This is a genomic window from Saprospiraceae bacterium (assembly GCA_016713025.1).
In the GTDB taxonomy this organism is placed as follows: Bacteria; Bacteroidota; Bacteroidia; order Chitinophagales; family Saprospiraceae; genus OLB9.
This window is the reverse complement of the sequence record JADJPZ010000002.1, coordinates 532,379-546,587: the sequence shown is the minus strand read 5'-3', so window position 1 is coordinate 546,587 and position 14,209 is coordinate 532,379. Positions and strand designations below refer to the sequence as shown.

General features: G+C 37.0%; 13 protein-coding genes and 1 pseudogene. 12 read left to right on the top strand and 2 right to left on the bottom strand.

Features of this window, described 5'->3' with window-relative positions; translation table 11 throughout:
- Nucleotides 1-241 precede the first annotated feature (241 nt).
- The 8 genes and pseudogenes from IPK35_02490 (at nt 242) to IPK35_02455 (ending at nt 6,489) form a co-directional block, all read left to right on the top strand.
- Nucleotides 242-1,519: a hypothetical protein gene (locus IPK35_02490; protein MBK8052165.1), complete on the top strand. Its 1,278-nt coding sequence runs from the start codon at nt 242-244 to the stop codon at nt 1,517-1,519.
- Nucleotides 1,516-2,100, top strand: coding sequence for a hypothetical protein (locus tag IPK35_02485; protein MBK8052164.1), 585 nt, complete (start codon nt 1,516-1,518; stop codon nt 2,098-2,100). The genes IPK35_02490 and IPK35_02485 overlap by 4 nt, the downstream gene beginning before the upstream one ends.
- Before the next feature lie 401 nt (nt 2,101-2,501).
- The gene (locus IPK35_02480; protein MBK8052163.1) at nt 2,502-3,584 is read left to right on the top strand and encodes a hypothetical protein; all 1,083 of its coding nucleotides are present in this window, start codon (nt 2,502-2,504) and stop codon (nt 3,582-3,584) included.
- Nucleotides 3,565-3,921 carry a DUF1493 family protein gene (locus IPK35_02475; GenBank protein MBK8052162.1) on the top strand — a complete coding sequence of 119 codons (357 nt, stop codon included), beginning with the start codon at nt 3,565-3,567 and terminating at the stop codon, nt 3,919-3,921. Before IPK35_02480 ends, IPK35_02475 begins: the two co-directional genes overlap by 20 nt.
- A gap of 427 nt (nt 3,922-4,348) precedes the next feature.
- A pseudogene (locus IPK35_02470) lies at nt 4,349-4,432 on the top strand (transposase).
- A gap of 87 nt (nt 4,433-4,519) precedes the next feature.
- Nucleotides 4,520-5,098 (top strand): transposase, encoded by a 579-nt coding sequence (locus IPK35_02465; GenBank protein ID MBK8052161.1) that lies wholly within the window; start codon nt 4,520-4,522, stop codon nt 5,096-5,098.
- A 93-nt stretch (nt 5,099-5,191) separates the two neighbouring features.
- Nucleotides 5,192-5,473: a hypothetical protein gene (locus IPK35_02460; protein ID MBK8052160.1), complete on the top strand. Its 282-nt coding sequence runs from the start codon at nt 5,192-5,194 to the stop codon at nt 5,471-5,473.
- 122 nt (nt 5,474-5,595) lie between these two features.
- Nucleotides 5,596-6,489, top strand: coding sequence for a MerR family transcriptional regulator (locus IPK35_02455; GenBank protein MBK8052159.1), 894 nt, complete (start codon nt 5,596-5,598; stop codon nt 6,487-6,489).
- A 268-nt stretch (nt 6,490-6,757) separates the two neighbouring features.
- Here the strand turns inward: IPK35_02455 and IPK35_02450 are convergent, their stop codons facing one another.
- Complete coding sequence (locus tag IPK35_02450) at nt 6,758-8,479, bottom strand: hypothetical protein (GenBank protein ID MBK8052158.1); 1,722 nt, start codon at nt 8,477-8,479, stop codon at nt 6,758-6,760.
- Nucleotides 8,480-8,772: 293 nt separating this feature from the next.
- Here IPK35_02450 and IPK35_02445 point away from each other — a divergent pair, with 293 nt between their 5' ends.
- The 3 genes from IPK35_02445 (at nt 8,773) to IPK35_02435 (ending at nt 9,905) form a co-directional block, all read left to right on the top strand.
- Nucleotides 8,773-8,955 carry a hypothetical protein gene (locus IPK35_02445; GenBank protein ID MBK8052157.1) on the top strand — a complete coding sequence of 61 codons (183 nt, stop codon included), beginning with the start codon at nt 8,773-8,775 and terminating at the stop codon, nt 8,953-8,955.
- 132 nt (nt 8,956-9,087) lie between these two features.
- Nucleotides 9,088-9,471 carry a VOC family protein gene (locus IPK35_02440; protein ID MBK8052156.1) on the top strand — a complete coding sequence of 128 codons (384 nt, stop codon included), beginning with the start codon at nt 9,088-9,090 and terminating at the stop codon, nt 9,469-9,471.
- Nucleotides 9,468-9,905 (top strand): DUF1801 domain-containing protein, encoded by a 438-nt coding sequence (locus IPK35_02435; protein ID MBK8052155.1) that lies wholly within the window; start codon nt 9,468-9,470, stop codon nt 9,903-9,905. Before IPK35_02440 ends, IPK35_02435 begins: the two co-directional genes overlap by 4 nt.
- 14 nt (nt 9,906-9,919) lie before the next feature.
- Here the strand turns inward: IPK35_02435 and IPK35_02430 are convergent, their stop codons facing one another.
- On the bottom strand, nt 9,920-11,020 hold the full coding sequence (locus IPK35_02430; GenBank protein MBK8052154.1) for a BamA/TamA family outer membrane protein: 1,101 nt from the start codon (nt 11,018-11,020) through the stop codon (nt 9,920-9,922).
- Nucleotides 11,021-11,320: 300 nt separating this feature from the next.
- Here IPK35_02430 and IPK35_02425 point away from each other — a divergent pair, with 300 nt between their 5' ends.
- On the top strand, nt 11,321-14,050 hold the full coding sequence (locus IPK35_02425) for a 2-oxoglutarate dehydrogenase E1 component (GenBank protein ID MBK8052153.1): 2,730 nt from the start codon (nt 11,321-11,323) through the stop codon (nt 14,048-14,050).
- The last annotated feature ends 159 nt before the right edge of the window (nt 14,051-14,209 follow it).

Sequence of the window (14,209 nt, the reverse complement as noted above, 5' to 3'; positions counted from 1 at the left end):
ACCATAATCTCTTGATTTACAACTAAGAAAAATTTTAAACCCTGCTAGCGCGAGTTTGTAACTCGTGCTTCTAACCACACACAAAAGCCACACAACCTAAAAAGTTGTATGGCTTTTTTCTTAAAAAACACCTTACCTTTGTATCGGAGATAAAAGTATCTCTACCATCATGCACAGGGCTACCTGCAAAGGCTGGGTAGCAGCAATTTTAAGCACAGATATGTCATAAAGGACCACTTGGATGTCTGAGCGAACCCAAAGGGTGAAGTACGACAGTGCTTCAAGCGAAGGAACCGCGAAAGCGGTTGGGTGGGATATAGTCTATCACGATGATAGTGCTAACGGGGCTGTAGAAGCAGGTGAGATCATTGACGAAAACCACTATTACGCATATGGAATGGAGTATAGTGGCTTTATTAACAGTACGGAATATGCCTATAAATTCAATGGAATAGAAAGAATAGAGGCATACCAATCTGACTTTGCATTCTATCGGGGGCTGGATCCAATACTAGGAAGATGGTATCAGGTAGATCCGAAAGCGGAAGCTGTTATGGGCATGAGTCCATATTGTGCAATGGGGAATAATCCGGTATCTAATTCTGACCCAAATGGCGATTTATTTTTTGCGATACCTCAAATCAGTTTTGGAAGTGGGGGCTTTAGTATTGGGTTGGAAGTTGGTATTGGAATACCTGGAGTATTAAGTGCGTCAGTAACGGGAGGTGTCAATATAGGAAAAGGTGGTACATCAGGCTATTGGTCTGCACAGGGTTCTGTGGCTGGATTTTATGCAGGATATGGAAGTAGTGGAGGTTTTGCTGGATGGGGGTATAGATATGCAGGATGGAGTGCAGGAATATCTTATGGTCAAAATTCTGGCTGGGGAGTTGGTTTGAGTTATGGAGGTACTTCCACAGACAATCTCAATTACTCCATGGGCATTGGGTATACTCAGCACGGAGGATTTAATTGGAATGTAAGTGGTGGTTATACGCATTATATTGAAAAGCCAATAATAGAACCAATTGGTGGTGAAACTTATGAATGGTCTGGAGCATCTGATAAAGCTATTTCACAGAAAGGAGAGAAAGATTGCCTATTAGCTTTATGTGAATATTTTGGGGACTATTCTTATGAAGAGATTATTAGAGCGTTTGGCGAACTTTATAATGCAGAAAAAGGGACACAAACTTTACAAGCATTAAAGAAAATTTATCCATCATCTGGAAAATTGGGAAATGATATAACAGATTTACCTGATGGATTTTATAAATACTTAAAAGAAAGACCTTTTGTGATAGCGCAAAATAAAAATCATGCTGTGGGATTGATAAAATTACAAAAAGTATATGCAAAATATAATTATGCCCATGGAGCAAATGGTAAAAATTCCATAGCAAGAAGAGAATTCATATTGACTTTAATGAACCCTGATGGGGGTAAGATTTATTCAATCAGAAAATACAGTTGGAAATCTCCAGTCTTTGTTGTTGGACGTAAAAAACCCTTAAAATGAAATATTTGATTGTAGTTATATTAATATTATCTTTTTATAGTTGCTCTAAATTTGTGCCTTTAGGATCTATTGATTTTTATGATAGTTCCAAATTAGTGACTTATAGTTCTAATAAAGCTTTAATTGAGTATGATAGTGATAGGTTTAAAGATAAACTTACTAAAGAACATTTTAAATATTTATCATTTGCAAAAGGTAAAATGGTCAATAGAAAAAAATCAACAAATTTGTGGAATAGTATATTAATAAAGCCAAATGAACCATATTTGATCGCTTTTAGAGATACTTTTCCAAGAGAATTTGCAGAATTTTGGGTTTATGGAACTGTGCGAGGAAAAATAAAACATGATGAAGTCTCTTTAATTATTGAATCATTTTATTATGGTTTAGAAAATAGAAATATTCAATTTCTCTTTTATATTCCAGAATTTAAAGAAATTTATTGGTTTATAGAAAATAATCAACTAAAAGTGTTTTACTTAAATGATGTTACTTGGGATGATGAAAAGGGTCCGAGAGCTAAACATATTGAAATGGACGCTAAAGAATTTATGAAGACTAAAGTTTTAGATTTTAAGTAAATTAATATAAGCTGTGCTCAAGTTAATATTATTGACTTAAAAGCCACACAACAGAAAGTTAAAAAGTTGTGTGGCTTTTGTACATAATCCCTTACCTTTGTATTGGAGATAAAAGTATTTCTGGTCTATATGCTGGCATGAGATACTTGATGAGAACCATTACTATGCTTATGGTGAACGAGGGCTTGCGAGACATACAGATGTCTCGCAAGACCTAAGTGAAATAGAGCTTTCGCCCCGCAAGCGGAGCGAGGAGCGATTAGCGTAGTCTGGAATCTTTGTGCGATAGCCAAAGAGCTCCAGCGGAATGGAATATAGTGGCTTCATTAACTGTACGGAATATGCTTATAAATTCAATGATGACAGAGCGATTCACGCCATAGCGTGATGGATGCCCACAGGTGGCGTCCAAGCGAAGGAACCCGCCTTTTGGCGGGATGGGCGGCCAACGCGTTGAAGCCTTCCAGTCTGACTTTGCTTTCTATCGTGGACTTGATCCTATATTAGGAAGATGGTATCAGGTAGATCCTGAGGCTGAGGCTATGATGGATATGAGTCCATATTGTGCCATGGGGAATAATCCGATTAGCTATAGTGATCCGGACGGTGACTTACCTTTCTTGGCATTAGTAGCTATAGGAGCAGCAACAGGAGTATTTAGTAATGGACTCAGTAATGTATCAAATGGTCAAAACTTCTTTTCAGGAGCGGGAAAGGCAGCACTGTGGGGTGGCATAGGAGCAGCAGCAAGTTTTGGTGTGGGAGCAGCATTCGGAGCTACAGGTTCATTTGGACATGAGTTATTAAGAGCCGGTGCACATGCGGCTACCCAGGGCGGTATATCAGCTGCTCAAGGAGGAAGTTTCTGGCAGGGAGCATTGAGTGGAGGTATATCATCGGGTATAGGCTCTGGCATAGATGCTTTAGGAGGTAATGGCGGACATCAGATCCTCGGTGGTGGACTTGGTGGCGGTATTGGTTCTGCAATAAGTGGTGGCAACTTCTGGCAAGGTTTTGGACAAGGGATAGCTGTAGGGGCTTTTAATCATGCGTTGCATGATGTTGCATCTAAATTAGTTAGTGAATGTCCATGCAAGTATAATGGAAAAGAATATAAAACAGAAGGTGATCTCTATCGTGCAATTTTATTAGATCAAGCGATGGAGCAATTTGGAATCAAAGATTTAGTAGCATTAGCAGCAGCATTAGATGGTTCTTTTCCAAGTATAGAAAAGCCAGGAGCATTAGGATCTGGTAATAAAACATCTTATGCATCAAAATATGGTTCAAAAATATTACCACAAGAAATGCCAATGAAACTTCCAACTCATATTAAAAATGGTTCGGTTAGATACACAAAAGTCTTGGGTCGATTTTTAGGAAGAATAGCAGGCCCAATTGGATGGGCAACACTGGCTTATGATATTGGAATGACATTTTATAACACTCAAAATATATACAATAATGTCATCAATAGAAAATAACATTGATCAAGATATTCTAAATAATATCATAGATATCTGTTCTAAAATTAGTGGTTTGAAAAAGAGTAAAATCGAATTAAATTCATCAATTAATAAAGATTTAAAAATTGACGGGGATGATGTAGTTGAATTGCTTGATGAATTGATATCAAAATACAATTTAAGTACAAAAAAATTTGAATACTCTAAATATTTTGACTGGGAGGGCGAAGCCAATATTTTAGCCCAGATAAAAAGGCTTTTCAAACCAAAGGTTGATTTAAAATATGATGTTAAAATATATGACTTGTATCGCTGGGTTATAAGTAAAGAATGGAGTGAAACCCACTTGAACTAATCATATACTAAACAGACAGTTGCAGTAGGTTTGTCATGGTTTTGTTAAAGAGAGCATTGAATAATTCGTAGCCACACAACAGAAATTAAAAATGTTGTGTGGTTTTTTTACATGTTTATATGTAATAACAGAGTAGCCAGTATCAACACCGCCCAGCTATGTGTAGTATTGTCTACTTCTAAGTGATACCGTGGCTGTGCCATGAGATGGAGTCAAAATGACTTGTCATATAATAAAGCCACACAAACTCAAAAGATGTGTGGCTTTTGTATGATATTATCTTGTATCTTTGTACCTGAGATAAAAGTATCCCCCATGCTGGCGCGAGTTTGTAACTTGTGCCTATAAACAGCCTTCGCCTTATAGACTTTAGGTTTTTGGTAAGAATTTTGATGATATCTAAATACATCTTTAAATATAAAAGAAAGTGAGCACTAAATACAAGTTTATAGATAATGATGGTATATACTTTGTAAGTTTTGCAACGGTATCATGGGTAGATGTTTTTACTAGTGCTACAGGAATGAAGTAAGTACATAATAAAACGAAGTAGATTATTTTCAAGATCAAGGCGAAAAACACAGACATAGCAATAGCTATGGAGAGGCTTTTCAACGCTGATATTGGGAATAAGATCAAGTTTTATAGGTACTTATTTTGTTCCTGTAGCACTAGGCTCACCTATATTGAAATATTTATCGAGAGCATAAAATATTGTCAACAAAACAAAGGATTAAACTTGCATACGTGGTGTTTGATGAGCAATCATGCACATTTGGTGTTTTCTAAATCCGGCCTTTATAGCCATTCAGATATTTTGCGTGATCTTAAAAAATTCACTTCCAAAAAACTCATCGAAGCTATAGTAAACAATCCCACTGAAAGTAGAAAAGAATGGATGTTAAATATTTTTAGAAGTTCAGGACAAAATAAAAGCAATAATAAAGATTTTCAATTTTGGCAACAAGATAATCACCCTATTGAACTTTTTAGTCCTGCTGTTACGTTTCAGAAGATAGATTATGTACATAATAACCCTGTTGTGGCAGGTATAGTGAGTGAAGCCGACCATTATTTACATAGTAGCGCCAGAGATTATTTAGGAACAAAAGGCGTTTCGGATGTTGAAATATTAGAAAGACCTATGAGTCTTGAAGGTTATGTGTTTTGTTATTAATAACAATAGAGTAAGGGGCACAAGTTACAAACTTGCGCCAGCAAGGGGAGGAAATTTTGTAAATTCAGTTGGAAATTTTTTAATAAATAGAAAATGAAAATTAAAATCTTTTTAATAGGCTATCTATTTTTGCTTTTTTCTTGTAACAACTCTTATAATGAATTCAAAAATTTGGATAGTTTATTATTGAGTGGTATGCCTTATACAAAAGTTGAAACATTTGTTAAGGATTTTAGCTATTTTGTTTCAGATTTGCATAAATCAGATGAAGTATTATTTTCAATCGTCATTGAAGGGCCTTTGGAATCATCAGAACAATTATATATTGATTTTTCTAAAGATAGTGTAGTAGTCAATAAAATTTTTGTGCATTGATTGCTATTGTGATTCGTAGTATTGTAAATTTTCAACAAACTTATGAAGCCAATAAACTTTTTATATCAACATTTGTTAACTCTCGATTTTAAGTCCATATACATCAGGCCTAAATAATATCCATGGTTGCTTATTCTATTAAAGATCTCGAACATCTCTCTGGTGTAAAAGCCCATACTCTGAGAATTTGGGAAAAGCGATATGGTATCATCAAACCTTGCCGTACAGATACCAATATCAGGTATTACAATGACCGTGATCTGCAAAATGTCCTTAATATCAGTTTACTCAACAGGAAGGGTATAAAAATATCCAAGATTGCTGGAATGAGTTCTGACTCGATCAAACAAAAAGTTGCGGAGGTCACAGAAGTAGATACCGCATTTGAGGATCAGATAGATGCATTGATGTTTTCTATGTTTGAGTTGGATGAGGTGAAGTTCAATATCATCATCGATTATCAGATCCAGTCTAAAGGATTTGAAGAAACTATGAATGATATCGTATATCCATTATTGGACAAACTGAGTGTGATGTGGGTTGCGGGGTCTGTGAAAGGCGTACATGAAACATTTGTAAGCAACATCATCCGGAAAAAGACCATTGTCCAAATTGATAAGCTCTCAAAAAATGCAAGCTTTTCAGACATCAGATGTCTTATATATCTACCTGAAAATGATTCACATGAATTGAGTCTTTTATTTTTGGAATATATACTACTCAAAAGCAAAGCAAAGGTGATCAACCTGGGAACATCTACACCGTTGATAGATGTACTTGAAGGTAAAAACATTTTTAAATCTTCATATATTTTTACAGTTTTCAATGATAGTTTTGCGGAGTCACCTTTACAGCCTTATATCAATGAACTTGCCAAAAACGCCCCTGAACAGCAAATCATTATCAGTGGATTTCAAACGGTAAGTCAGGACCTGACCTTACCTGATAATGTCGTCATCATCAATAGTATTGCTGAGATAAAGTCATTTATTCAGAAGAAGATTGCTGAATTGTAATTTATTTTTAGGAGGTGTAACCCAAAATTGCATTTTTCATTAAAATTTTTAATTAAGTGAAATATCCAGGTAATCAGGTGTTTAAGCGATGGACGTCTCAAGCGTAGCTTGACAGGCTCTTTAGGGAATGAGGGTTGTGGGCAGTTTAAACACATTAAGTGTAAAAATGGGATACACCCTTTTAAGGTAATACGTCAACGGAATGCGTAACTGCTTCCACTGCATTACAAAAAATGATTTTGATCTCTAAAATGCTATTTTTAAATCTCTACTTAAAAAACACAATCTTCTTTCTCAACAACTTTTCAGGCATTACCAGCTGACAAAGGTACAGCCCATCTGAATCAAGAAGTGAAGATAAAGTAACAGCTGTTTCAATTTGAATGCCTGCAACCTCTGTATCAAAAATCATTTTGCCTGACATATCGTACAATTGTAGCCTGCCGCTTTTCTGACTCCTTGCTATGATATGCACACCGTCCCAGGTGATATACGTATCATCATTACTCTCTGTGTTTTGCAAAGATGATGCATTGGTTTTGATAAAAAAATCACACACTACTGGTAAATGATCAGAACAATCTTCAACATCGCCTTTCCTGAGTCCTGATGCTACCAACTGGGCATTGGTCATAGAAGGAGTCCAGAGTGAATAACTGTTTTTAAGATCCATAACAGAATTTGTATAAAAAAAATAATCCAATCTACCTGGACTGAATGTCCCCTGTCCATTGTACCATGTGAAGGCGGATGAAGTATTGGTGGTAAGAGGAGTGGCATCCTTCAGATCAGAATCATCCCAATCCGGTTGAAAATCCGGGCCATATCTCCCATTGTCCATAATATCACCTGTCATAAAAGTCTGTGGCTGACGTCTTTGTCCCACAAAATTCATATCTCCGGAGATAATGATAGGTGTATTCTGAGGTACCTGAAACGAAGAAATACCAAAACGTATACCTCTAACAAAAGACATAATATTATCCACTTCCTGTTGACGCTGAAGGTCGTTTTCACAACAAGGCAAATGTGCTACAATATACACCAGCTTGCTGTAGCCCAGATCGAGGAGGAAAGCCCCATTTCCATCCAGACTTCTTGATTGCAAAATAGGATACCGGCTTACAAGCCTGATATCCGGATTTAAAGCGGCATGGTGCCACTTTTGTGATCCTGATGAAGGAAGAATGTTTTCTACAAATGCCGCCGTTTGAGCAGATGTATTATCATAAATCTCACAAAAACCTATGATGTCCGGAGTGATAGCCTTAAATACCCTTTCATAGGCCGATGCATATTGAGGTAAAAACATACGATCACGCAATACATTGTATGACAGGATCCGCAAATACTCCTTTTTTTCTTTTTGGATGCTAAATGGAACAGGTGTAAACTTCCTGTTGTTGTCCATCGTATAGGTGTAGCCTCCGGATATGTCCGGTGCTTTGTCTCCGGCCACATTTTCATCCGAGACGAGTATTCTGATTTTATCACCCATCTTTCCTGTACCCAAACCGGTAGAAAAACTGCGTTTTATACCCACTTCAAACTGATGGCTCGTAACAGTAGGTGACGAAATCAGACCGATATCATTATGAAATACAGAAATGGATTGATTGGCGGAATAATATTTACCATTTCTCGGACCAAAAAAGTATACCAAATCTGCTCCAATACCAGAAATGTTCAATCCTGTAGACACTTGATTATCGATGTCGACATACAGCGCCAAAAAATTATTTTGTTGAAGGTTGATTTCTTTTTTCAAGTCAAAGTAGACATACAGGAAGGCATCATCATTGCTTATTTTCACATCTGTGAAGTCAATGCCACTGGTATTTCCATCTCCACTTTTGTCTTTAAAGGAAGCAATATTGTTACCTTGCCAGTCTGTAAAGGAGTCATCCAATATGATCTGTTGTGCATCGACAAAAGGATGGACAGAAAAAGTAAAGAATAAGAATATAAAAAATGCAGAAAATCTAATCATCCATCAAAAGTACATTAATTTTTAAAAACCGGTAGATAAAAACATTATTAAACAGCTAAAAATCAATCGTATTTTAGTAATTTTGAAGGTAAAAATGGAGAATATTAAGACAGAAAGAGTGTAAGAGTTGAAACATGCACAATTTCAAAATATTTGGTTTTTTAGAATAAATACTTTTGCTATGAAAAAGCAATTTTTAATACTTTGATACCGATATCAAACTGATAAAAGAAAATGCAGCTTGCTATCTGGAACTAAATCTGGATAAAAAATGGGTTACAAAGCAAAAACGAATGATAATTACCACCGGCATTTTAGGAAAGGCCATCATCCCGAATCTGCCTTTCGAGAATGCCGATGGAACTCCACTTAAGATGGATGTTGATTATTTTGGTAAGAAAAGGTACACAGCAAATCCTTCGCCGGGGCCATTCGAGATTGGTAGAAGTGGTAAGCAGAAGATAAAGGTTTGGTAATAAAAATAGTTAAAAACATTTCTTTATCAGTCATTTTGGGCTACTTTTGGTGGGAAAATTGGTGAATTTATACAGCCTGCCTTTAAACAAGCAGCTTAAAAAAGACACTGTCACAACTAAAATAAGGGGGAAATGAACAACAAATTGACTCATTTTGCAATCCACATTGACGATATGGCACGCGCAAAAAAATTCTATGAAGGGGTTTTTAAATGGGGTTTCACCAGCTATGGACCTGATGACTTTCTACAAATAAAATCCGACAAGTCCAAAATTGGAGAATTGATAGGGGCACTTCAATCCAGAAAGTATTCGCCTGTTCCCGAAAAAATAATTGGATTAGAATGTACAATTTGTGTCGAAAACATTGATGATACTATAGAAAAAGTAAAAAACAAGGGAGGACAGATCTTAATGTTAAAGACAGCTATTCCATGTATAGGTTACATTGCAAAGTTTTTGAACACTGAAGGTAATTTGATTTGTGGTATGCAATATGATCATTCAGCGAGATGAATACTATAAGACCGATTCATACGGATTTCCGGTTCATTCTGGATTTAAAAGGGCAAGAAGTTATAGATTTGTTTTGCGACTTGCGGCTTTACATTTTGGAAATGTACCCTGACTGCAACGAACTGTTGTATCATACTCATGCCTTGACAGCAGTTTTTTCTATTTCGGAAAGACTCTCAGATGCATTTTGTATGCTACCTATTTACACCAACCACATGAATCTGGGATTTAATAAAGGAAGGCTTTTAAAAGATCCACATAAACTCCTTACTGGCACAGGAAATTTGATCAGACACATCGATATCAAAAAAATAGAAGATTACAGAAACCCAGGAGTCGAAGCATTGATAAAAGAAGCCATTGACTTTGCCACCAAAGATATGGACAAACCCACAAAATCCATAGGTAAAACCATTTCAAAAATCAAGAGATAATGAATTAAGGATTGTTAAAAAGCATCGTTGATGGTAAGGTAAAATGCACCACCTTCAGAAGGTGTAAGGCCATAATCCAGCCTTATTCGTACACGGTCTTTTTTATTGATAATAAATCTTAGACCTGCTCCATAAGCCAATTGATAATGATATGAGAATAATGAAGCATAAGTTTTCCCTACTGTTCCTGTGGATATAAAACCCACGCCTTGCAGACGTTTATATAATGGAAATCTATATTCTGATTGTAATACAAGCATGTTTTTGTCCATAAATCTTCTATCCTGATATCCTCTCATGATACGTGGAGTACCAAAAAAAGGCATATCAAAAAAAGGCGGACTGCCCTGGATAAATACTGAATTAATATTACCAGCTATGGTATGATTTTCCCCAAGTTTGATATACTTAGACGCATTGACAAATAATCTAAAAAAGTTAAAATCGCTCCCTGTGACTTTATTTGATAAAAAACTCTCCAATTCTACATAATGTCCTTTTGTGGGATTAAAAATAAAATTTCTTTCATCATTATGAGCTAACATCCCTATACCGGCATTTATTCCTCCATTCAATCCTACGGGCGATTGTTGTTCCAGGATACCATTTGGTTTGATTTCATCCATTGAAAATCTATCAAAAGCAAATCGCATTCCCAAAAATGTTTTTTTATATCTTTTCAATACATCAATGCGCACTCTGGGGGCATTTGCTTTGTATATTTCTCTATTTTCAGCCTTGGTATCAAAACCTACACCGTAAGCATTGAACTGATATCTGAAATAAGTCAACTCGCCTTTTATTTTCCAGGTATTATTTTTTCTGTAAAGCTCATATGGCATCACAAAAATAAGTTGTTTATTTTGTGTGTAAGACGCAATAAGCTGAATCTGAGAAGGATTTGACTCTGACGGCTCATCTCCAAATCTAAAATTATACAAACCGGCTGCACCAAAACCCCATCTAGTCTCAGGCAAATAAAAAACGACCGGGTAGGCTAAAATTTGATTTTTGATTTTGGTAGTGTCACTATCTGAGGATATATTAAACTGACTACACGCTCCTTCATTTGGCAAGAAGGATATCAATAGTATATATAATAAATAAAATCTCATATTGAATTAATTTGAAACTAGAGAAGCATAACCCCTTTCGCACTAAAGAGTTTTTTTAATATTTGGATACTTACTTCATTTTACTAAGGCTGTACGAAAGTATATTTTTTTCATCTGAAGTAAATAATATTCTTTCCAAAAAAATATAAATATCTCTATTTCAAACCATTTTGCACCGTTTTTGTCATGAAGTTGTAAAAGCAAGTCAAAACAGTTCATAGAAATATTTAATTTTTATACTTTTGACCTTTAATTCTTTAATTAGTTAATCACCCGGACATATCATATTTTAATAGACAAATGAAAGATTATTCTTACGTATTTAATGCACACCCGAGTTTTATAGAATCCATGTACAAAAGCTATCAGCAGGACTCGTCTTCTGTGGATGATGGCTGGCGCTTGTTTTTTGATGGCTTTGAATTCAGTGGTAATAGGCATAGTGATACAGATGCTAAACCACAAATATCTTCCAATCTCTCAGAGAAAGAATTTGGTGTGATGTCCATCATTTATGGCTTCAGGAGCAGGGGACACCTTCTTTCTACCACCAATCCGCTGAAACCACGTAAGGACAGAAAACCCCATCTCGATCTGAGTGACCACCACCTGTCTGATGAAGACCTCAATAAGGTTTTCATGGCAGGAAATGAAATGGGGTTAAAAAATGCTACACTGGCAGAAATATTGGACAGATTGCGTCTGATCTATTGTGGCAATCTCGGAGTAGAGTATGGCCATATTGAAAACAGAGAAAAACGTCTCTGGATGAGGGATAAAATCGAAAGCAGAGTGTTTGACGGCAGTTATGGATTGTCTTTGGATAAGAAAAAACAAATCCTCAAAAAACTCAATGGGGCGGTCATTTTTGAAAAGTTCCTTCATACCAAATACGTAGGTCAGAAGAGATTTTCTCTGGAAGGTGGTGAAACCACAATTGCTGCACTGGATGCCATCATTTCAAAAGCTACCGAAGACAAAGTGGAAGAGATAGTCATGGCTATGGCGCATCGCGGAAGGCTCAACGTCCTGGCCAATACTTTGGGCAAGACATACGATCAGATCTTCAATGAGTTTGAAGGTACGGCCATCCTGGATCAGAGTTTTGGAGACGGAGATGTCAAATACCATCTGGGCTTTTCATCACAAATCACCATGCCATCAGGTAAAGTCGTCAATCTCAAACTAGCTCCTAACCCTTCACACCTCGAAGCGGTCAATCCGGTCATGGAGGGATTTGTAAGAGCCAAGGCGGATGTACTTTACGGGGGAGATTATGACAAGGTCTTACCCATTTTGATACACGGTGACAGTGCGGTAGCAGGTCAGGGAGTTGTGTATGAGACAACTCAAATGAGTCAGTTGGACGGTTACTATACAGGAGGAACCATACATTTTGTCATCAACAATCAGATAGGTTTTACCACCGATTTTGACGACGCACGTTCATCCACATATTGTACAGCTGCAGCGAGTATTGTGCAGGCACCTGTATTTCATGTCAATGGTGATGATCCTGAAGCAGTGGTATTTGCAGCAGAATTGGCTATTGAATACAGACAAAAATTCAACAACGATGTATTTATAGACATGGTGTGTTATCGTCGGCATGGTCACAATGAAGGGGACGATCCTAAATTCACCCAACCTACCATGTATGAACTTATCGACGCTCATAAAAACCCTCGGGAAATCTACCTTGCAAAATTGATTGAGAGAGGAGATGTTGATGCCAAAGTTGGCGAAGAACTGGAAAAATCTTTCTGGTCCGAACTTCAGGACAGGTTGGATATGGTCAAACAAAAAGTACTTCCTTACAAGTATCAGGAGCCCGAACAACACTGGAGACAGCTCAAAAAAACCATCGATACCGCTGATATGGTCAATCCTGTCACAGGTGTAAGCAAAAAAGGTGCTGATAAAATCCTGTCCCACCTGATGAACCTGCCAAAAGACTTCAACCCCAATTCCAAAATCAAAAGACTCCAAAAATCGAAACAGGAGCTTTTGGACAAAGGTTTGATTGACTGGTCATTCGGCGAGTTGATGGCTTATGGCTCTATCATGCTGGAAGGCAAAAATGTTCGAATGAGCGGACAGGATGTCAAAAGAGGGACATTTTCTCACAGACACGCTGTCTTTTTTGATGAAAAAACCAATAAAGGATACAACAGGCTCAATACCATGGATGGTGCAAAAGGCAAATACCTGATTTACAATTCATTGCTGTCAGAATTTGCGGTATTGGGATTTGAGTACGGATATTCGCAGGCATCTCCGGATCATCTTGCGATCTGGGAGGCACAATTTGGAGACTTTTATAATGGGGCTCAGACGATAGTTGATCAATTTATAAGTGCCGGAGAAAGCAAATGGCAGCGGATGAGCGGATTAATCATGTTATTGCCACATGGTATGGAAGGTCAGGGTCCGGAGCACTCGAGTGCACGGATGGAAAGATTCCTTCAGAACTGTGCTAACTTCAATATGCTGGTATGTCAGGTGACTACGCCTGCCAATTTATTTCACATGATCAGAAGACAGCTGGCATTGCCATACAGAAAACCGCTGATCCACATGTCTCCTAAATCCATGTTAAGGCATCCCGAATGCGTGAGTACCATAGAAGAGTGTACGGGTAAAACTTCATTTATGGAAGTGATCCCTGATAATAAGGTAAAAAAAGCGAAGAGATTGCTCTTCTGCAGTGGTAAGGTCTATTACGAACTTGACGAATACAGAAGAAACAACAATATCAGTGATGTAGCCATAGTCAGGATCGAACAGTTATACCCTCTTCCTGAGGCTGAGATCAGATCCATCATCAAGCAGTATGGGAAAGCAGAAGTATTTTGGGTACAAGAAGAATCTGCTAATATGGGTGCATGGAGTTACCTGATGAAACATTTCAGAAAAGATCCTATAGAAGTAATTGCCAGAAATGAAACGGCATCTCCGGCAACAGGATTTAAAAAAGTACATGATCAGCAGCAGGAAGAACTCTTAAAAACAGCTTTCGGTGTTAAATAAAAAATATACAGCAATCCCGATCATCATAGGTTTACTTGTCGTGATGATGAACATAATATCCGACAATAAGTGGGTTGAAATTGTGACGTTTTCTTTATTTTTTATTTCAACATTGATTCTAAAAAATAAAATAATTGAAGAAAACAAAGATTACGGAGT